This window comes from Rhodococcus sp. UNC363MFTsu5.1 (assembly GCF_000686785.1).
Lineage (GTDB): Bacteria > Actinomycetota > Actinomycetes > Mycobacteriales > Mycobacteriaceae > Rhodococcus_G > Rhodococcus_G maanshanensis.
Map to the genome: position 1 here is coordinate 1 of NZ_JMLO01000027.1, position 19,361 is coordinate 19,361.

A 19,361-nucleotide genomic window follows, 5' to 3' on the forward strand; every position below is an offset into this window, starting at 1 on the left:
CACCGGGGCCGATCATGGCGCCGGTCCTGGTGCTGATCATGGCGATCATCTACGGCCTCTCCACCGACTACGAGGTGTTCCTGCTCTCCCGCATGGTCGAGGCACGGGCCCAGGGCGCCAGCACCACCGAGGCCGTCCGGGTCGGCACCGCACACACCGGCCGCATCATCTCCGCCGCCGCGCTGATCCTCATCGTCGTCACCGGCGCGTTCGCCTTCTCCGAACTGGTGATGATGAAGTACATCGCCTACGGCATGATCGCCGCGCTCGTCATCGACGCCACCCTGATCCGCATGTTCCTGGTCCCCGCGACCATGAAGCTGCTCGGCGACGACTGCTGGTGGGCACCGGCCTGGATGAAGCGCATCCAGGAGAAGCTGGGCCTCGGCGAGCCGATCCTCGAGGACGAGCTGATGCCGTCCGACATCCCAGATCTCGCCGCCTCCTATAGACCTACGGCCAGGAGGGAAGTCGGATCGGAATCCGCGATCCCGCTGCGGACCGTTGGTGGAGAGAGGACACCGGTGGCGGGCCCCACTGGAGCGACGCACGCGCCACTCGCTGAAGGTCGGACGCCGCTGGCTCAATCAGGCGAGCCGCTTCGAACGGTCAGCTCGAAGCCGAGCCCGATCTGGACAGGCCCGAATCGGGATTCGCGTCCGCCCCACTCCCCTGAGGGTACTGCTGCGCAAGAACGCACCGAAACCCGTTCTCAGGCTCGCCGCCAAAGGCATTCGGACGGCAGGCCGACAATCAGTGTCAGCGAACTGATCACGCGACTGAACCGCGGCCAAGTCCCCCGGAGTTAGCGGATCCGCATCTCTGGCAATCCGCCGAGCCCCATCGTCGGTAAGGCCCAACGCGCCGGCCGATGTCAGTACTTGACCATCGCGGCGGCGCCGTCGTGACACGGCACCGATCACTCAAAGGCGCTTCGACCGTGCAGCTGGCAGTCGCGCCAATCTGGAACTCCTCCAGATTTGTGTGATCAGGAGCCCCGGTTAAGTGAGATCACCAACTGGTCAACCTATCCAATCTGCATGCAGCCCAGTACAAACCGGCATTGGTGAACACCCTTCATCCATCCATCCATTCCATCCATCGTGGAGCTGCTCCCATCGGACACCTAAGGCGTGTCCCCTAAATGTCTGGTCATCGCCCACGGCGACGCCAGGGTGCTTCGGACTGTTGACACTCATCGCCTTCTGATCGTGCTCGTTCACGCGCTTGTCGCCGACCTCTGCATGCTCTTCTCGGATACGCCCGCCTCTCCGAGAGGCTGGCGTCTCGATCCCTATGATGTGGCCATGTTCGAGTTCGTTCTCTGGGGCTCCACTGGACTCATCGTGGCGGGGCTCCTCGCATTCTGGTGGCGTCAAGATGCCCGAGAACGCAAGGAGGCCGAGCTCTTCAAGCGGTGGTCCAACGCGACCGTCTGGAACAGCGATCCATCGGCGAAGATCGTGGTGATATCTCGGGCGGTCGAGGGTGTCGCCACCCTCAGTGACGGAGTCGTGGAGGTCGATGCGGTCTTGACCTCAGACTCGCCAGTAGTCGCGGAAGCGGGATGGTATCTCCTCATCACGGGTTGGACGGATGCTCGAGACCGTGCGAAACGGGGAGAATCCATCGCGTTCGGGCCCGCTGAGATCCTCGACTCGTTCCCACCCCACACGCCTGAGCTCGTAGAGCGACTGAGGGGGCGAGGGGATCGACCACCTCGCCTCGCGAGTCGGCTGCTCGGGCTCCGGGGACTCTAGGGAGTGTCCTCACTCGCGACTCACTCAAGAATCACCGCGCGAACCATCACCGGCTTTAGGAGACACGCCCTTACCTAGTCGCGCCCTGACGGCCACTAACTTGGAACGGATCCAGATTTTTGTGATTTGGAACCGTCCTTAAGTGTGATTACCGAGTGGTCGAACAATCCAATCTGCATGCAGCCCAGAATGACCCGTCATAGGTGAACACCCCTCCATCCATCCATAGCCATACATCCAACCAACTCCACACTTTCGGTGCCGCGGCGCCGGTGGGGCAGTGTTCATCGGACACCTCGGCCAGGGGTGCGGGCGGGGTGGTGTTCTTCTTCGTCGACAGAGACAGAGAGGGCCTGGCCTATCCGGTCGGCGTCGTCGACGTCCCACGCCGGTGTGGAATCCGCGAGCAGGTTCGCTGCGTCGACGACGGTCCGAGTGTCGTCGACTGGTTGGGTTTGTTCGAGTCGGTCGGCTTCGGGGACGGCGTCGTAGCGGGCGGGTTCGATCACAGCCCTCTCCCCCCTCTCGGGTTCGCGGTCAGGGTTCTCGTGGTGGTGTCGACAGGCGGATCGGGGGGCCAGGTTTCGTCGGCCGCCTCGGGTTCACTGTCCGCTCGGTCGGTCTCTGATTACCGGGCCCGCCCACAGCGGTGGTGGTGGCTGGGGAATACGACCCGGTGGGGTGCGGTGCACGTGCACCGCCTGTCCCGCCCGTGGAGTGTCAGTGGGTGTGTGCATCGGCTTGGGGTGATCCCGGTCGTAGTCAGCGCGGCGGCGCGGATCGCGCAGGACGGCGTAGGCGGACAGGATACGTTGCAACTGGTCATCGGCGGCGACACCCTTACCGTTGTCGCCGCGGGTGTCGGGGTGGTGGCGGCGCAGCAGTCTGCGGAAGGCGCGGATGATCTCGGGCTGGGTTGCCGTAGCGGGCAGTCCCAGCGCCAGGTAGGGGTCGGTGTTCTCGCCCATTGATTCGGCTCGGTGGTGTGCGGGTGCGTTGGTGGCTCCGGCCGGTCTGGCCGGAGCCAAAACGAGTCTGGCGGGCCCCATTTCGACCGCCAAGTCGGGGTCCGCCGGATCCCTATGCTCCCTTGCCTGCGTGATCTCGGCCGAAGGTGGCCTGCCGGTGGCCCGCTGATCGTGCTGCCGGTGATGGCGGTGCGCCCCGTGAGGCCGACGGCGTGGGTCGGTCGGTGTCGGCGCGGTGATCGATCGAAAGGTGCGGGCGGCGCGGCAAGTGCCTTGACCCCCTTGCGGCGGTCACGTCACGGCGGATCGCTGCGGGCCGGCCAACCCATGTTCCGGAGGGGAGCGCTGGGTGGCACGCACATCGATGTCGACGACCGTTGCCGCTGGCCGACGGGTCAGATCCGGTACGCGTTCGCCGTGAGATGCCGTTGCTCGGGTGCGGACCCGGCGAAGGGCAACAGGCGGACAGGGCGCGAGGGCATCGGCCGTCGTGCGCAGATCCTGCTCGAGGTCGAGCAGGAGCAGCTCCACCTCCAACTCGTCCGGCTCGAGCGGCGTGCTCGCGACGTCGAGGTCGAGCATCGAGATTCACCTCCTTCCACATCGACTACTCCGTATACGAGCTGTCGCTGACGGTCCCCGGTCAGGGGTGAGGGTCAGGCATCGATCGCCTTCTTCTCGTCCGTGATCGAGATCGCGATCTTGCGGGGCTTGGCCTTCTCCGCGACGGGGATCGTCAAGCGGAGCACGCCGTCCTCGTAACTGGCCTCGATGCCGTCGGTGTCGAGGGTTTCGCCGAGGAACAGCTGCCGACTGAACACACCCCGCGGCCGCTCGGCGGAGACCATCTCCCGCTCCGGATCGAGTGCGGCGCGTTCAGCGTGCACGGTGAGCACGTTCTGTTCGACGTCGAGGTCGATCGAGTCCGCCTTCACACCGGGCAGGTCGAACTCGGCAACGAACTTGTCCCCATCACGCCACGCGTCGAGTGGCATCACCGCCGGCCGCGCCACCGTCCCGAACACCTGCTGCGCGAGACGGTCGAAGTCACGGAACGGATCGGTACGCATCAGCATCATCGTCACCTCCGGGTAGCTCCTCACTGTCATTGAGGTCGTGTCCTAAGAATATCTATGCCGGTGGGCACAGATTTATGATGACATGTTTGATAGCATGATGCAACAACGATCGTCAAGAATCCTGGAGGCCTCCGTGACGGCGCACGAATCCACCCCCCGCTCCAGCCTGGGGGTGTACGGCATCTCGGTGGCCTCCGAGCTGTCAAGCCTGGACCCGCAGACGTTGCGCCTCTACGAACGGCGCGGCCTGCTCACCCCCGCTCGCACCGACGGCGGGACCCGCCGCTACAGCCAGGACGACCTCGTCGTCCTGCAGCGGATCGGCGAATTGGTCGAAGCGGGCGTCAACCTCACCGGCATCGCACGGATCCTGCAGCTCGAGGCCGACAAGGCTGCGCTCGAAACCGACATCGCCGAGCTCCGCGCGGAACACGGCACCACCACCGCGAGCCCACGGGACACGCCCGAAGGCTGACCGAACCCGACTATCGTCCGGCCGCCGATCGCAGAGCCGTCGCGAACTGAGCCACGCCGCAGCGCGTCGTCGTCATACGAGTCATCGTGAAGTTAACGAGAATATCTGAACCTCTTGACATAGAAAAACATGTTCAGTGGTGGTGGATTTTGGGTAGTCCCGAGTGCTAGTTTCTACAGCGCACAGTGGCTGCGCCCGCGCTGGGTGGGCGCACGGGCGACAGGGAGGTGTAGAGCTGTGCGCCAGACACAAGATCACCCGACCATCCGCACGCGGGACTCGCGCGAACGATCCCGCCAGATGACTGCGCCGGACGAGGAACCGATCCGCTGGCCCGAGCCCAGTCCCCTCACCAGGTGGTGGCAGGAGCTGATGGCGTCCGGAGGCCGCAATGCGGCGCCGTGACCGCACGACTGCCAGGCGCCGGCTGCTGCGCTGCGACCGATGCGACCACCGGTATCAGACCGTCGCGGAGACCCGCACGGTTGCCGTACTCGCGGCCCGCACCAACGGCTGGATCGTCGACCGGGCCACGTTGTGCCCCAGCTGCGCCATCGCGGCCGCACGATTAGCGGACGGCCGCACCCGCACCGCCGCCTAGCCCAGACCCAGTCCGGTGCCGCGCCCCGCGCCGGGGACATTGCGGTCTGACCTGCGACGCCGGGCCACGCCCGCTTGATCGACACACTCGGCCCCGCCCCCCGCCGCGCTGCCTGCTGGGTCGCCTCATTTGGCGACTTCTCAGGCGCTGGGAAACCGGGCGGTGCATTCACACGCCGCCGGTGCGAGAGATCGCTCACACCAAGGATTTACCCGTTCACAGTTAGCAACCAAGGGGACCTGAAAGGACCATGACCACCACAACCTCGTTCCCACCGGCTCGCCCCCGCTCGAAGACGCCGCAACCGCCGACCCCCGGTGTACCTCGGCTACTCGGCGAGGAAATCAGTGCCGTCGCTCTCATGCTCGGCGCTGTCTCGATCGTGACGTTCTGGATGTTCGGCTTCGGCATCGCCCTCGGCGCCAGCGCAATCGCCGTCGGCATCTTCGCAGTCCGGCACCCCACAATCGCCTCCGACGAGCCGAAATCGTTGGAAGCGTTGATCGGAATCCTCACCGGCGCATTCGGGATCAACGCCAGTATCTTCTTCCTACTGGCCGCGTACCCACACCTGTGACAATGTTCCCCGACCCACTTCGACCATTCGCCGAAACGGAAGGGACAGCCTTTCGGCGGATCCCGGGCTCCAGCAGATCCACCGTCCACAACCGCCACACCGATCAACCCACGCCCGCCCCGCACCACAGCGACGGGCCCACACCTGGCGTGGCGGCTTCTCGATCGGTGTCGAGTGTGTCGATGCGACCGGGCCAGCTGTCGTCTACAGCCATGGCGAGGGGGTACCGCGGCCGCCCTGGCCACCGTCGGGAGCGATGGCGGCACCTGTGGAAATACGCGAGTAGGTCTTTCGAGGTCGCCCGCGCTCTCGGATGCAGGAGAGATAACTCGGTCTATCCCGCCAAAGTGTTTGATACCTGCTTCTGAGGGACGAAATCGCCTGGGCTGTCGCGGTTTCGTGCCGAGGGAGGAGGTGGTGGGGCTATGGCGAAACATCGCCGTAGACGGCAAAACACTCCGAGCAACTGGGCAGTTCCGGCAAGAACTGTCGCCGCAGTTGTCGGGTCGTTTGTCAGCTTGGTCCGGTTGATTCAGGACATGTGGCCTGCCGGGCGGCGCGTCGCCCTCAACCTTCCCTACGCCTCCAACCTTACAACAGTCAATTGCCAAGGTCGTCAACAGTTCAGGCCGGTGACCTGCTGTTACGTGCGGTTCTATTGACCAGATGCGGCCGCGGATAGCGCTATGCCCCGGCATCCGGGGGGACCGCCGGGGCACAGGCGTCTGGGACCACCATGTGGTTTCGGTTCAGGTCAGTGCGTTGCGGCGGACTTAGCCTGCGTCCTGGGCGGCCGAATCTGTAGCCCGCCGACGGGCGTACGCCCCCACGCGGGAGTACAACCGCGTGTATATCTCAGTGAATCCCGCCTCGTCGGCGCCCATCGGTCCCCCTCGCTCACCCCATCCTCAAGTAACGGTCGCTCGGTGGGCGAAAATTACACAGCGCCGCACATCTACTTCAATGGACAGGACACGACGACAGTTCACGGGCTGATCTGTCATGAGAGCAGACTCGCCGTCGACCTCGAGTGAGCTGGACGCGGCTGGCGCCGACTACCACCGCGCGCTGAACCTCTAGACGAGATCGGGACCGGTTTCGCGTGGCTTGCTGACCGCTAAGAACCGAGCGATCCCGACAGTCAGCCCGATCCCGACCACCACAATGCCGACGACGACCGCAACACCGACGAAGTATGCCGTGAGAGACATGAAGAAGTTCGTCGTCTTCATGATGAGAACCACCGCACCGGCACTGAACGCGACACCTATCGGAAGTAGTACAGCGAGCCACCTCACGGTCGACTTGGCGTGAGGATCACCGTAGTTGTGCAGGAACCGCCACACGAACAACAGTGCGCCCAGGTATCCCAGGATCCCGGACGAGACATTCACCATCTGTTCGTACTGTCCCATCTGGATCGCCGATAGGGGCGAGACCACAAGCGAGAGCACGAGCCAGAGCACGAGCGAAGGAGTAGCCAACCCAGCCACGAAGCCGAGAACGGCGGCTGGAATAGCCAGTCCCAACCGCAACGCGCGACCGCACATACCCCGCTCGATCGCCCGCTCCTGGAGCATCCGCTCGCTCACCGGATCCGGGACCGCCTGGAAACCGTGACCATCTGGGTCAGCGCCGCGGAGTTCAGCCTTCAGTTCCGAAAGCAGCGTCCTACGATCGGCCCCACGGACACCGGCACGTCGCCAAAGGCTGTTCGCCTGTTGGATGATCTCGTACCGTTCGGCTCTGTCAGCGCGTGCGATGGTGTTCATTCGACGTCCGTTCCACTGTCAGCTGCCCCCGCCCGGCGGGCAGCTCCCCCCTTGAAGTGTTCAGCGGGGATCGTATTCTCTGAGCGCTTCTCGCGGCCACGAACATGTCGAGGAAATCGGCGTATGGCCTGGTTCGAGCGATCTAGCAAGTACGGTGGCGTAGTGACCGGCGATCCCAGGTTTGACAGCGCCTGTGTAGGCCGTGACCCGTTCGTCGGTGTCAATCGGGTCGGCAACCCGCACCAGTGCTTCGTCGCGGCTGCCAGCATGTCCGTCAAGTACGCAATCGGCTTATGGACCTGAGGCCCTCGCCTACCGCCGTGGCCAGACTCGCTCCGGTGCTGGCGATCCTGGCAATTGCGGGCGCCGTCCTCATCGCATGCGACGGCGACTCGGTGTCCTATCGCCCGCCGACGGCCGCGATCGCCGAACGAGTTGACTGTCTCGCCCCGGACATCGACAGCAAGCTCTCGGCGCTCAACTCGAGCAACATCGATCCTGGCCGCCCACCTTCTGTTGGGGTCGGGTATCCGCCCAGAGGATTCACACCGGTCGCTGTCGTGCGTTGCGAGCGCGGCGAGAACACGGCCGGCGCGTTGACGATCGACAGTGTCCGGCTCGAGGGCGATGTCGAGGCGGCGTGGGATGCGTTCCGAGTCGATTCCAAGCGGTTCCCAGATAACGTTCAGGCCAGCTGCGCAGTCGCCCAGAATGTGCCAGCCGGATTGTGGTTCGTCGATGCGGATGGCCGCGCGGTTCGTCCGGCCTGGCCCGCCGCCCCGTGCGGATATCAGCGCCACCCGATCGCCGTACTCGCGGAACTGCACGAGGTCGATCGACCGCAACAGGCAAGACAGCTGCCTGCGGACAACCCGGGGGTGTGCAGCGAAAAGTACGGGTCGGGCTTCATCACGACCACCGATGCGGACGTGCAAGAAGCGGACGGCGCCGACCGACGTTCTCGGCTCGCCGTGAACTACGCGCTGGCCTTCCCGATCGATGATGTCGGCCGGCTGCAGGTGTGCCGGTTCATCGAGTCTGCCGGCGCCTCAACGCAACAGTCGCGGTCTCGGCTGACGATCGACCAGAGCGTCGATCTGGTGCGTGAGGTCATCGACGCACCGCCCGCCCCGCCGTGTGCGCTCACCGCCACACGAACCGCACAGATCCCGTTGTACCGCGCGGACGGCTCCGGCGGCGCAAAGATCGACATCGAACTCGACGGATGCCGACGGGCCACAGGCACCGGCATCCCCTATGTCGCCGTCCCCGCCACCGTGACCGCCGCCGCAGACGAACCATCCCAATAGTCAGTCATGCCAATTCTCGCTCGCCGAGTTCTCCGCATCGGAGCCTCCACGCTGATCGCCCTCCTATTGGCGAGCCTGCTCTACATGATGTTTGTCTACCGCAGCGTGAACATCTTCACCCCGCCGGAACAAATCGAATCACTCGGCAGAACCTACGTCCTGGGAAGAAACGAGTTCAGCCGCGAAGACCTCAACCAGCGCTACCCCGAGAACACGGAGCACTGGACACTCGAGCGAGTGGGCTTCCTTCCTCCCATTCACGGCATCTACCAGTGGCAGAACGATGAATTTCACGGCGACGCCACGACAAGCGCATTCCTGAAATGGGGCGACCGATACATCGGCTACTCGCTGTCAGGCGGCCCGTAAGCACCCGACCACGCACCCACCTCGAAACTGGAACTCACCCAGATCCAGGTGATCGGGGCCCCTCGGTATGTGTGATAGTCAGGCGGTCGATCTATCCAATCCACATGCAGCCCAGTACGAACCGGCATAGGTGAACATCCATCCATTCCATCCACCATCCATCCATAGGGTGTTCACCCATTCGTGCCCGCGTCCCGCCTCACACGCACCTCTACCTCCACGCGCCCGCCTTCGCTAGGTGCTCGGCGCGTGCCATCTGGGTCGACGACGGTAGTCCGTGTGCAGTGTGCGGGCCGAGTCTGCGGTGACCGTAGTGCCCTGGCGGGCGAGCCAGCGCAGCACCATCCTGTGGGGTTTGTCGGTCTGCTGGTCCCCGATCAGCATCCGCAGGTAACGGCGGGAGCCGGAGCCGCCATGTGGCGGAATTCGACGATCTCGCTTCGGCGTGTGTCTACCATCAGTGCCATGCTTGTGCCACGGCTGCAAGTTCTCGGGCTCGTCGTTGGGCCGCTGATCTTCGCGCTGTCGCCCCTATTCTGGGAAGACGGACACTACGGGGTCGTCGGCGGCATGCTCATCGCCGTGTCGACGGTGCCGTGGGTGTTCGGACTCCTCGGGGAATACGAGAGGCTTCGCTCTCCCCTTCCTGTCGTCTCCGGACTCTGGTTCCTACTGGTGTTGATCGGAATGTTCGGCACCGTCGCGTTCGGGCTGCAAGGCTTCTTCGAGGGCGTGTTCGGCGTGAACGACAAGTCTGACCTCTCGGCGTTCGACGTTTACCCGGCAGCAGGGACGGTCATCTTCTTGCTCGCGGGCCCGACGTTCCCCCTCGCACTGATCATTCTCAGTGCGATGCAGTGGCACACGCGGACGTCGCCTCGATTGTGTGTCGCCCTCCTGTGCGTTGCGGCGATTGCGTTCCCAGTCGCCCGCGTCACGCGTTCGACCCCGGTTGCGTTCGTCGCCGACATCGTCATGCTTGTCGCCTTCTGCTGGATGGCCTGGTACTCCTGGACCGCGACGTCCGACCGACGCCGAAAAGGCGGCGCGTAGGCGCTGGCGCCCGCCTGGATCAAGACGACGCTGCAGCGCAACACCGAGGTGATCGTCGTGGCTTGCCCCGATCACCGCCCCGTCAGCCCGGGGCTCGTGGTCCTCCAAGTCCCCTAGACCGGCGTTCAATGGAACTCATCCAAATCTGTGTGACTAGAAGCTCTCGTTAAGTGTGATCACCGACCGGTCAACCTATCCAATCCGCATGCAGCCCAGTACGAACCGGCATTGGTGAACACACCTCCATCTCACCGTCCATCCACTCCATCCAGAGATGGCCATCCATGCATCCACTCACCCAGGTGGGTGGCCTCTCCATCCATGCGCCACATCCATCATCCATCCATGGGGTGTTCACCCATCAACCGCAGCAACGGAGCCTTTGCCGATGGGTCCCCCACGCTCGTGAATATCGGGCCGAGCAATATTGGTCTGAGGCTCTCGGGGTTTTGACCATCCGTTGCAGCGATCCCTCGCCACACAGCACCGCTGGGAACCACGACCAGTGACTCGGCTCGCGGAAGTGTAGCCAAACGTCGCGGCTTACATAGCTAGTCCGAGGCGCGGCTTCTGGCAACCGGAAGCCTGATCGTGTCTTGGATCAGTGCCGACTGGGCAACCTCAACCGTCCGGGTTTGATGCCGCTCTCCCGCCGGAGACATCGCCAGCATCGAAGCGGCAAGAAACCTGGGGCGGTTCACTGTTCAGTTGTAACTGATGCGATCCAATGTGCGATGTTCCGAACAACACCCTATTCAGGAGGTTCGGAATGCGATCTGCGAAGCGTCTTGCTGCCAGCGCCGTCATAGCCACCGCAACTGCGGCCACCGCACTCGTTGGTGGTGGCGTGGCTCAGGCTGACGTTCCGGTGGGGCAGGCCAACTGTCACCTCTACCCCATCTTCAACACCGGCGGGATGGCCAATTGCGAGCTGCCAACCTGGCACCAGGTGAAGCTCACTTGCGTTGCGTGGCCAGTCCCGTTCGTCTACTGGAAGTACGGCCCTGTGCAGTATGGGCAGAACCAGTCTTGGGCCAGTTGCGACTCGCTGAATGCGCTGACGCGGATCGAGGTTATCCAAGCGTAAGTCGCGCTCGGCGAGGCGCTAGAGGCTCCGCAGCCTTGACTGAACATGACTGGGAACCAACAGCATTCGACTATTCTAGGGCGGATTCTGTTGGCGGGAAATCGGTTCAGGCTGCGGGCGGGTAGCGCTGCCGGTCACGCCGTAGCCAAGGCGCGTATCAAGTGATCGAGCATGGGCACGTCTACGACATCAACGTGTTGGGTTCGCCCACCACGAAGTTCGTGACCGCGAGGTCGAACACCGCCATCGGCATCGCGACGTTCTCCTGACTGCGGGCCGAGTGCCGGTATCGCGCTCGTCAAGCAGCGAACTGTCGAACCGATCAGTGCCCGATGACAGATGTCAGTGATGGACACGAGCGACCGGCGACGGTCAGCAGCGTCACGGGTCCGGACTGCCAGGTTCTTATCTGGCAGATCATCGATCGCCGCAACGACGACTGACAACACCGCAACCGACCGCGTCGGACGCCCTACTAGCGCAGTGTCCTGTTTGACGATCGCCAAGTCGGACGGCCATCGGACTTCCCGTAACAAATCCGACCTCGACCGGAGGCCGGCGTAGAGGCGTCCTGGTAACCCGTCCTGCATCTCAGTCCGGGACAGCTAAGCCGATACGGAATCGAGCGCACCCGGACTGACAGACACTGGAACTCTTCCAGATTTGCGTGATCCGGAGCCCTCCTTAAGTGTGGTTACCGACTGGTCAACCTATCCAATCCGCATGCAGCCCACCACACTCCGTCATTGGTGAACATCCCTCCCTCCCTCCCTCCATCCATTCGTCCATCTCCATGTCGCCGGCCCACTGCCAGCCAGCGCCACGCCACGCGCCGCCTTCTGCCTGCGCCGCGGTGACAGCGAGTGTTTGGCCGGGATTTCGGTCGCTGAAGTCACGGGAACCCATAAGCCGCCGTGGTGTTCGAGCCCGACGGTCTTTTACCGCGTGGTCACCGATCGCAGCGCGTTGTCGACGCTGTCCCCGAGGTCCGCCGTCACCGGCCGGCGGCGCATGCGAGGACCAGCACTCCCCTCGATAGGATTGCGTGGACGCGACAACGAGGAAGGAGCGGTGACGTGGCCCGTACCTTGGGAGCCGATCAAGCCGGCCGCGAGACCCGCGCGCGGATCCTGAGCGCGGCCCTCAGACTGTTCTCCGAGCGTGGCTACGCGGGAACCTCGATCACCGCCATCGCGAAGGCGGTCGGACTGTCGGCACCCGGTGTCCTGCACCACTTCCCGGACAAACAGACGCTGCTGCTGGCGGTACTGGAAGATCGAGGCCGACTCGTCGCAGACGAGCAAGACACCAGTTACGAAGACCTCACCCTGGCCGACGCGCTCGAACTCATGGTGCGCACCGTCGAGGAAAACCTGCACGACCGCGAGGTCATTCGTTTGGAGCACCTGTGCGCGCTCGCTCCCGGCGACAGCTCGGAGTTGGCCCGGCAATGGTCGCGCTTGCGGCTGGACCGACTGCGCAGTGCTTCGGAGGTAGCGGCTGAGCGCGCATTGCGCAATGGCGAGGTATCGGCGGTCGAGAAGAACGACATCACGAGAATGGCTGATCTGATCATCGCCACCCTCGTAGGGCTCGAACACCTGTGGCTATTGGACGAGAACTTCGACATGGTTGCGGGCATACGAACACTCACCACCCTGCTCGCCAATCAATTCGATCTTCCCAGGCCACAGGCTTGAACACAAGCATACTTAACGATAATTAAGCTAGCTTTGCGTCACATCACCACCTGTGCCACACTCGTGCGGATCTTGTAGCGAGAACAGGCGGGAATGGGACGTGGGATTCGAGCGAGTTCGGATTACGAAGGCTCTGACAGCGGTTGCGGTGTCCGTGTTCGCATTGGCGACACTTCCGCCCGGAACCGCTGCTGCAGCCGTCCCGGGGGATGCACACGCCGCACCCGGCGATGTCACTGTCACGCCACTGTGGTTCGACGTCGCCACCGGACCCGACGGCGCCCACAGATGCACGATCGAGGGCGATCTGTACCGTCCGTCCGGTGCGTCGGCTGCGACGCCGGTCCCCGCCATTCTCTCGACGAACGGGTTCGGCACTTCCAAGGACGTCCTGGCTGGGACCGGGGCGATGCTCGCCGCGCAGGGGTACGCGGCTCTGATGTACTCGGGTCTTGGATTCGGAGGCTCGACATGCAAAGTCAGCCTTGACAATCCCGAGTGGGACGGTCGTGCCGCCCAGCAATTGGTGAGCTTCCTCGGCGGTGCGACCGGGATCGCGTATACCGATCCGGCACTGGAGGTCCCGGCCGCTCCCGTGGACTTCATCCAAGCCGACCAACGGGGAGCCCCGGACCACCGACTCGATCACGATCCGCGCGTGGGGATGCTGGGCGGATCGTACGGCGGCGCCGTGCAGTTCGCCGCGGCCGCGACCGACCCGCGCATCGACACCATCGTGCCCATGATCACCTGGAACGATCTGAGCTACTCGCTCTCGCCCGACGGCGCCGTCGGCCCGGCAGGGCGAAGCAAGGGTGGCACCGGCGCCACCAAATCCACGTGGGCGACAGCCTTTGCCGCTATGGGCGGCCTCTCTCCCGGCGTGAAGGGCTACCTCGCTGACCCGTCCCGGGCGCTCCCCTGCCCCAACCTCGCCGATGCGGCGTGTCCCGCGCTCGGCGCCTCGCTTGCCCAAGGGTTCGCTGGAGCCGAGGAGACCGCCTTTCTCCAATCGACCTCGGTCGCCGACTACATCGATCGGGTGCGCGTTCCTGTCCTGCTCATGCAAGCACAACGCGACAGCCTGTTCGACCTGCAAGAAGCCACCGCCACCTACCGCGGGCTGAAGGAACGCGGCGTCGAGGTGAGCATGATGTGGCATTACCGCGGGCACGCTGGTGGCGATCCGCGGCCGGGCGAATTCGACGAGAAGGCACCCGATCGTGAAACCCAATACCTGGTCTCCCGGTACATGGACTGGTTCGACCGCCACCTCAAGGGTGAGCCCGTCCCGTCGGCGCCCGAGTTCTCCTGGTACCGCGACTGGATCTCCTACACCGGCAGCTCCGAACCCGCGTACGGCACCGCCGCCAGTCTCGACGACGCGGCCACCCTCATCCCGTTCCCGATCACTCCCGGTGCCCAGCCAGTGCATTCAGGCCCCGACGCGGCGCCGCCGAAGGCCGCGACCTGGACCAGCGAGCCGCTCACCGGCCACCTCGAGCAGGTAGGGGCGCCGCAGGTCACCCTGAATGCCTCGGGGGTATCAGCGGCAACACCCACCGACGGCGCGGTGCTGTTCGTGACCGTGCATGACGTTGCCCCCGACGGCACCGCAGTACGCGTCGGGAACACCGTTCCCACGCGCGTCACCTCCGACACCACCGTCGGTGTGACGGTGCCAGGCGCCGTTCACCGTTTCGAACCAGGACACCGCCTACAGGTCACCGTGGCGGGTGCGGCCGAGGGCTTCCGTAGCGGTTTGGTTCCCCGGGATGTGTCCGTCACCGTCACGGGCCTCGAACTGCCAGTTGCTGGTGGCGCGAGATAAACAACCCGCGGGGACACACGAGTACTACCTAGCTTGGTTGGCTCTGTCCTGAAATGTGCATCTCCCCGGGCCGCACACAGAACGGCAGCCCGGGGAGATACGTCCACGGCAACGGGATTCGCAGGAGCTACGCGAGATTTACACCGCTCGCATGCACACTCACCCGATGTGCCGGTAGCGCGCACTTCGCGCAAGGTTGAGGTCGGCCGCGATGGTCACGATCTGGACGAGGAACTGTCCATCCCTCAATAACGGTAGTAGCAGTCGTCCCTCAACTCAGATCTCGTCAGCCAGATCGGCGATCTACTGGCTGATCATGTCGGGGTGGGCCTCCACGACGATGCGGTAGCCGATGCCGACGGGAACACTGCCGGCGACGCGGACGGTGAGCTGTGCCCAGCGCAATTGAGTGCCCTGTGGGTCGGGCACAAGTTCGGCCTGGCCGGCGACGATGAAGGTGTCCGGACCGCTGGATACCCACGTGTGGGTGACGACCGTCGCCTCGCCGTCGAGGTACGGCAGCGAGTCAGGCAAGAACACCGACGCCACACGGGGTTTGGATGCCAAGACAGTGCGTCTGAGGTACATGCCACCGGTAGGTGGCTGACCGCCGATCCACACAACACCGCTGTACTCCGTGCTTCGTCTGATCTGCCCTGTCGCGGCATCGGTCACCAGGTGGTCAAGCCGGCGTTCGGTGAGCAGGGGCGAGGTCATTCACCCACCTTACGGGCACGGATGCTGCCCAGAAAACGCCTGTCACCTGCATGAGCGAGCAAGTACGGGGGCGTCGAAGCTGCCACCTGCGAACTTGTTGGGCACCTTCGCCGATGCTTGGCGTGAAGCCCTATTCCGACCACGCCTCCAAATCCGCCGGCCCGGGTCCGATCACCGCCAGCGAGCCGACGCTGCCGCAATTACGCCTGGTGCGGCGCGCCATCCGCCAGTCAATTCGACTGGTGCCGCAGCCTCGTAGGCGAGAAGCCACTGTCCGAAATCTCAACAGGGCAACGAGCACTCCTGGCAGGTAGCGAGGGGAAGTTCGGCGCTCGATGCTCGAGATGACTGGCGATACCCTCACCGAGATCGGGGCCCTGGAACGAAGCGTGCATCAGGGTTTCGGATTCGGCGACCGCATCCCGGTACACCTGATCGACGTGGCGAGATAGCTGCGCCTTGATGGTTGCCATTGACTGCGGCGAGCACTGCGCGGCGAGGTCGTTCGCGTAACCGATGGCCGCGCCCAGAACATCGCCGTCGACGAAGTGGTCGATCAGGCCGATGCGGTGAGCCTCGGCAGCGTCGACCATCCGAGATGAGAGGAGCAGGTCGGCGGCACGGGAGTGGCCCACCACCCGGGGAAGCAGCCAGGCGATGCCGTACTCGGCGATCAGACCACGCCGGGCGAATGCGGTGGTGAATCGCGTGGCCGGGCCGCCGAAACGGACATCGCAGTACAGCGCTTCAACGAATCCGAGCCCCGCTGCAACGCCGTTGATCGCACCGATGATCGGCTTGCGGATCGTCAACGGCAGATCCCGCGGCCGCCGCAGCCGGACCTGTTCCGTGCGGCTGACGCCGCCGACTCCCGCGAGGTTTCCCAGGTCTGCGCCGGAGCAGAATCCCCGGCCTGCGCCGGTGACGACAATCGCCCGTACGGCCCGGTCGTCCGCGGCCGCCTCGAGGCGGTCGAAGTACTGGTCCTCGAGCTCTTCGGTCCAGGCGTTGAGTCGCGCCGGGCGGTTGAAGGTAAGCACCCGCACCGCACCACAATTTGCCGTGAGCACCAGCTCTGCTGGGGAGCTCATCAGTGCGGCACCAGGCGAACGATCTGGCGACCCCACGAGCAGTTGCACGATCTCCGGATGTGGGAGTTGTCGGAGCCAAGAAGTAAGCCCATCGAATTATCCTTTCCGCGAAAAGATCTGGCTGTATTTGACGGTGAGGATCGCTGGTCGCAGAAGCGTGGGCACGCCACTCCCTCGTGTTCGTGTCGGTGTGGGTATCCAACTCGGATCGAGTGGTGAACTCGCATTTGTCCAGGCGAGTGACCGATGGGCGATGCGGGCACGAGCCAGTCTGTTGTGTTCTTCCATTACTGGCGAAGGCGGTGCCGCATGAGTGATGGTGCGTCGACGCTATGCGTGGGTGCCGCCGTCGATCCTGATCTCGGTGCCGCTGATGAACGCGCCGTCGTCGGAGACGAGCATCGCAATGACGCCTGCCACCTGTGCCGGCCCGCCCATTCCTGCGCCGCCCGACTCCAATGCGGTCGGCAGAATCGGCGACAGCTTGGCGAAAAGCGACCAATCCGCGTCGGCAGGTACGTATCCCTGGGTGGCATCGGTGATTCCTGACTTGACGCTGCCCGGCGCGACGCACACTGCCCGCAGCCCCTGCTTGCCGTACTCGAGAGCCAACGCGTGTGTGAAGGACTGGATTCCCCCTTTGCTCGCAGCGTAGGCCGCCATATACGGGTGCCCGAAGGCAGCCGATGTGGAGCTGAAATTGACGACCACACCGCTCTCGTTCTGCAGCAGTGCAGGCAGCGCCTCCCGGACGACGAAGAAGGTGCCGGTGAGGTTGATGCCGATGACCTGTTCCCACATCTCGGCCGAAGTCTCGTGCGTGTGTGAGGCCCGCAAGATACCGGCGGCGTTGACCAGCGCATCCAGTCCGCCGAGTCCGTCGACGGCTTCGCGCACTCCAGAGACAACCGAGGATTCGTCGCCGACGTTCATATCGAGAAGGGTCAGGCGCTCGTCGGTGCCCGCCTCCTTTGCCGATCCGCGGGTACGGGCGAGCCCCTCGCTCGACACATCCGCTGCCACAACCGCACCTCCCTCCTCCAGCAGCCGTAACGCTGTGGCCTGACCGATGCCGGATCCCGCACCTGTCACCAGAATCCTGTGCTGATCGAGTCTGTTCATGTCGTGTACTCCTTCATGTAGTTGGTGGGTCGATCGCCGTGCTTGGACATGCGCACCGTGCGCCATCACGTACGCGAGCGCGGATCCGGCGGCCGCCCGCGGTTCCCAGATCGGTTGATGGATGCCGCTTCTACCGGCGGCATGCGGCGTGCCGCGCGCCGATGTAGCCAAACACCATTGCCGGGCCGATCGTTGCCCCCGCGCCCGCATAGTCGTTGCCCATGACCGCGGCAGCGGTGTTGCCGGTCGCGTAGAGGCGCTCGATGATCTCGCCGGTGCCACGCAACACCTGACCATGCTCGTTGTGGACCAAGCCGCCTTTGGTACCCAGATCGCCAGCACGCATCCGGATCGCGTAGAAGGGGGCCTTGTCGATCACGTCCATCGCCGGGACGGGCAGGGTCGGATCTCCGTAGTAGTTGTCGTACGCGCTCTCCCCTCGGCCGAAGTCCTCGTCCTTGCCGCTGCACGCAAAGCCGTTGTAGCGGTTCAGGGTTCTCGCGACCTCGGCGGCAGGAAGCTGGATCCGGCGTGCGAGCTCGTCAACGGTGTCCGCAGTGACCAGCAACCCACTGTCGAACCACGATTCGGGGAACTTCTGACCCGGCATGATCGCGCCGATCTGGTAGCGGTTCTTGGCTTTCGCATCGAAGATGAACCAGACCGGCTCATGCTTGCCGGCGATCTGCTCGTGTACGAATGTCACATACGGCGCGGACTCATTGGTGAATCGCATGCCGTGCTGGTTCACGATGATCGAGCGTGGAACCGACCGCTCGGACACCATGCAGTGCATGATGCTGTCGGGCCGCTTGAAGGCTGGCATCCACCAGGCGTCGTCCATCAGATCCAATGCGGCACCGACGGTCTCGCCGGCGAGGATCCCGTCGCCCGTGTTGTCGATCGAGCCGAGACTGTAGTTGTCCTTGCCACCGTCCCGCAGGTATTTCTTACGCATCTCGTTGCCGTGCTCGAAGCCCCCGCTTGCCAGCATCACGCCGCGTCTGGCCCGGATTCGCACGGGCTGGCCGTTGCGTACGGCTGAGACGCCCACCACCGAGTTGGCTTCGTCGGTGATCAGCGAACGCATCGGGGTGTTCAGCCACAGCGGGATCCCTGCTTCCTTGACCGCGAGCCGCAGTCGGCCGACCAACGCCTGACCGAGCGTTTCCATGCGTTGGCGACGAACGATGCTCTTCACTGCCCGCCACCCGGTGGCCAGCGCAGCGCGGCGTCCAGCCCAGGTGCGCATGACCATGTTCAGACGCACGAATTCCTTCGACGTGATGTACAAGCCGGCAGGGGTGGGTAGTGCGCCTGGGCGCAGCTTGTCCTCGTCGTCACCGAGCTGCTTCAGGTCGAACGGCAGCGGCTCGATGGTGCGACCTCGGGGGCGGCCGCCGGGCTTCTCCGGGTGGTAGTCCGAATAGCCGGTACACCACTGGAAGCGCATGTGCGGGCTGCTCTTCTCAAGGAACTCGAATACGTGTGGGCCCTCATCGATGAACGCGTCGATGTTGGCGGCGGGTACACGTTCGCCTACGACCGCATCCATGTAGGCGCGCACGTCTTCACGCGAATCCGACAGGCCCTCGCGCACGAGGGTCGGGTTGTTGGGGACCCAGATATTGCCACCCGAGAGCGCGGTTGTTCCGCCGTATGCACCTGCCTTCTCAATGATCAGTGTGTCGAGGCCGTTGGCAGCGGCGGTAAATGCTGAGGTCAGCCCGCCAGCGCCGCTTCCGACGACGAGAAAGTCGACCTCGTAGTCGAAGGTGGTGGCCGAGGATGTGGAGGAACGGGGCATCGGTACTCCTCTGGGGGTTGGTTCCAGGTGGGCCCGCCCCGC

The 19,361-nt window shown here is 64.3% G+C and carries 19 protein-coding genes; 10 read left to right on the top strand and 9 right to left on the bottom strand.

Annotated features, from left to right (window positions below; all coding sequences use genetic code 11):
* Both BR31_RS32490 and BR31_RS0119430 read left to right on the top strand, forming a co-directional pair.
* The coding region (locus BR31_RS32490) for an MMPL family transporter (protein ID WP_037177358.1) at positions 1 to 809 on the top strand (809 nt) is incomplete at its 5' end.
* A 402-nt stretch (positions 810 to 1,211) separates the two neighbouring features.
* On the top strand, positions 1,212 to 1,760 hold the full coding sequence (locus tag BR31_RS0119430; protein WP_156042549.1) for a hypothetical protein: 549 nt from the start codon (positions 1,212 to 1,214) through the stop codon (positions 1,758 to 1,760).
* Positions 1,761 to 2,044: 284 nt separating this feature from the next.
* On the opposite strand, the gene BR31_RS31610 is transcribed toward BR31_RS0119430, so the two are convergent.
* The 4 genes from BR31_RS31610 to BR31_RS0119445 form a co-directional block, all read right to left on the bottom strand.
* Positions 2,045 to 2,269, bottom strand: a complete 225-nt coding sequence (locus BR31_RS31610) for a hypothetical protein (protein ID WP_156042550.1) — start codon at positions 2,267 to 2,269, stop codon at positions 2,045 to 2,047.
* A gap of 93 nt (positions 2,270 to 2,362) precedes the next feature.
* Entirely contained in the window at positions 2,363 to 2,728 is a 366-nt protein-coding gene (locus BR31_RS31230; RefSeq protein WP_081830589.1) for a J domain-containing protein, read from the bottom strand.
* A 291-nt stretch (positions 2,729 to 3,019) separates the two neighbouring features.
* Positions 3,020 to 3,310, bottom strand: a complete 291-nt coding sequence (locus BR31_RS0119440) for a hypothetical protein (RefSeq protein ID WP_027502433.1) — start codon at positions 3,308 to 3,310, stop codon at positions 3,020 to 3,022.
* Positions 3,311 to 3,384: 74 nt separating this feature from the next.
* Positions 3,385 to 3,804, bottom strand: a complete 420-nt coding sequence (locus BR31_RS0119445; protein WP_027502434.1) for an Hsp20/alpha crystallin family protein — start codon at positions 3,802 to 3,804, stop codon at positions 3,385 to 3,387.
* A gap of 100 nt (positions 3,805 to 3,904) precedes the next feature.
* Here BR31_RS0119445 and BR31_RS29365 point away from each other — a divergent pair, with 100 nt between their 5' ends.
* The 3 genes from BR31_RS29365 to BR31_RS0119465 all read left to right on the top strand — a co-directional run bounded on the left by BR31_RS29365 (position 3,905) and on the right by BR31_RS0119465 (position 5,460).
* Entirely contained in the window at positions 3,905 to 4,282 is a 378-nt protein-coding gene (locus BR31_RS29365) for a MerR family transcriptional regulator (protein ID WP_081830598.1), read from the top strand.
* A gap of 391 nt (positions 4,283 to 4,673) precedes the next feature.
* Positions 4,674 to 4,883 (top strand): hypothetical protein, encoded by a 210-nt coding sequence (locus BR31_RS29370; protein ID WP_037177361.1) that lies wholly within the window; start codon positions 4,674 to 4,676, stop codon positions 4,881 to 4,883.
* A gap of 250 nt (positions 4,884 to 5,133) precedes the next feature.
* Positions 5,134 to 5,460, top strand: coding sequence for a hypothetical protein (locus tag BR31_RS0119465; protein WP_027502435.1), 327 nt, complete (start codon positions 5,134 to 5,136; stop codon positions 5,458 to 5,460).
* 1,076 nt (positions 5,461 to 6,536) lie between these two features.
* Here the strand turns inward: BR31_RS0119465 and BR31_RS0119475 are convergent.
* Positions 6,537 to 7,232 (bottom strand): hypothetical protein, encoded by a 696-nt coding sequence (locus BR31_RS0119475; protein WP_027502436.1) that lies wholly within the window; start codon positions 7,230 to 7,232, stop codon positions 6,537 to 6,539.
* A gap of 320 nt (positions 7,233 to 7,552) precedes the next feature.
* Here BR31_RS0119475 and BR31_RS0119480 point away from each other — a divergent pair, with 320 nt between their 5' ends.
* The 5 genes from BR31_RS0119480 (at position 7,553) to BR31_RS0119510 (ending at position 14,582) form a co-directional block, all read left to right on the top strand.
* Positions 7,553 to 8,542: a hypothetical protein gene (locus tag BR31_RS0119480; protein ID WP_051637589.1), complete on the top strand. Its 990-nt coding sequence runs from the start codon at positions 7,553 to 7,555 to the stop codon at positions 8,540 to 8,542.
* 6 nt (positions 8,543 to 8,548) lie between these two features.
* Positions 8,549 to 8,911, top strand: coding sequence for a hypothetical protein (locus BR31_RS0119485; protein ID WP_027502438.1), 363 nt, complete (start codon positions 8,549 to 8,551; stop codon positions 8,909 to 8,911).
* A gap of 465 nt (positions 8,912 to 9,376) precedes the next feature.
* Positions 9,377 to 9,964 carry a hypothetical protein gene (locus BR31_RS0119490; RefSeq protein ID WP_027502439.1) on the top strand — a complete coding sequence of 196 codons (588 nt, stop codon included), beginning with the start codon at positions 9,377 to 9,379 and terminating at the stop codon, positions 9,962 to 9,964.
* A 2,163-nt stretch (positions 9,965 to 12,127) separates the two neighbouring features.
* Entirely contained in the window at positions 12,128 to 12,751 is a 624-nt protein-coding gene (locus BR31_RS0119505; RefSeq protein ID WP_027502441.1) for a TetR/AcrR family transcriptional regulator, read from the top strand.
* A gap of 148 nt (positions 12,752 to 12,899) precedes the next feature.
* Positions 12,900 to 14,582, top strand: coding sequence for a CocE/NonD family hydrolase (locus tag BR31_RS0119510; RefSeq protein WP_051637590.1), 1,683 nt, complete (start codon positions 12,900 to 12,902; stop codon positions 14,580 to 14,582).
* Positions 14,583 to 14,885: 303 nt separating this feature from the next.
* Here the strand turns inward: BR31_RS0119510 and BR31_RS30720 are convergent, their stop codons facing one another.
* The 4 genes from BR31_RS30720 to BR31_RS0119535 all read right to left on the bottom strand — a co-directional run bounded on the left by BR31_RS30720 (position 14,886) and on the right by BR31_RS0119535 (position 19,319).
* The gene (locus tag BR31_RS30720; protein ID WP_051637591.1) at positions 14,886 to 15,299 is read right to left on the bottom strand and encodes a hypothetical protein; all 414 of its coding nucleotides are present in this window, start codon (positions 15,297 to 15,299) and stop codon (positions 14,886 to 14,888) included.
* Between the two features lie 230 nt (positions 15,300 to 15,529).
* On the bottom strand, positions 15,530 to 16,393 hold the full coding sequence (locus BR31_RS29385) for an enoyl-CoA hydratase-related protein (protein ID WP_442970230.1): 864 nt from the start codon (positions 16,391 to 16,393) through the stop codon (positions 15,530 to 15,532).
* A 327-nt stretch (positions 16,394 to 16,720) separates the two neighbouring features.
* Entirely contained in the window at positions 16,721 to 17,512 is a 792-nt protein-coding gene (locus tag BR31_RS0119530; RefSeq protein WP_027502443.1) for an SDR family NAD(P)-dependent oxidoreductase, read from the bottom strand.
* Positions 17,513 to 17,642: 130 nt separating this feature from the next.
* Positions 17,643 to 19,319, bottom strand: a complete 1,677-nt coding sequence (locus tag BR31_RS0119535; protein WP_027502444.1) for an FAD-binding protein — start codon at positions 19,317 to 19,319, stop codon at positions 17,643 to 17,645.
* Positions 19,320 to 19,361 lie beyond the last annotated feature (42 nt).

Coding starts and splice junctions, on each gene's coding strand:
- BR31_RS31230 (WP_081830589.1), bottom strand. CDS start 2,728: ATGGGCGAGAACACCGACCCCTACCTGGCGCTGGGACTGCCCGCTACG.
- BR31_RS0119440 (WP_027502433.1), bottom strand. CDS start 3,310: ATGCTCGACCTCGACGTCGCGAGCACGCCGCTCGAGCCGGACGAGTTG.
- BR31_RS0119445 (WP_027502434.1), bottom strand. CDS start 3,804: ATGCTGATGCGTACCGATCCGTTCCGTGACTTCGACCGTCTCGCGCAG.
- BR31_RS29365 (WP_081830598.1), top strand. CDS start 3,905: ATGCAACAACGATCGTCAAGAATCCTGGAGGCCTCCGTGACGGCGCAC.
- BR31_RS29370 (WP_037177361.1), top strand. CDS start 4,674: ATGCGGCGCCGTGACCGCACGACTGCCAGGCGCCGGCTGCTGCGCTGC.
- BR31_RS0119465 (WP_027502435.1), top strand. CDS start 5,134: ATGACCACCACAACCTCGTTCCCACCGGCTCGCCCCCGCTCGAAGACG.
- BR31_RS0119475 (WP_027502436.1), bottom strand. CDS start 7,232: ATGAACACCATCGCACGCGCTGACAGAGCCGAACGGTACGAGATCATC.
- BR31_RS0119485 (WP_027502438.1), top strand. CDS start 8,549: ATGCCAATTCTCGCTCGCCGAGTTCTCCGCATCGGAGCCTCCACGCTG.
- BR31_RS0119490 (WP_027502439.1), top strand. CDS start 9,377: ATGCTTGTGCCACGGCTGCAAGTTCTCGGGCTCGTCGTTGGGCCGCTG.
- BR31_RS30720 (WP_051637591.1), bottom strand. CDS start 15,299: ATGACCTCGCCCCTGCTCACCGAACGCCGGCTTGACCACCTGGTGACC.
- BR31_RS0119530 (WP_027502443.1), bottom strand. CDS start 17,512: ATGAACAGACTCGATCAGCACAGGATTCTGGTGACAGGTGCGGGATCC.
- BR31_RS0119535 (WP_027502444.1), bottom strand. CDS start 19,319: ATGCCCCGTTCCTCCACATCCTCGGCCACCACCTTCGACTACGAGGTC.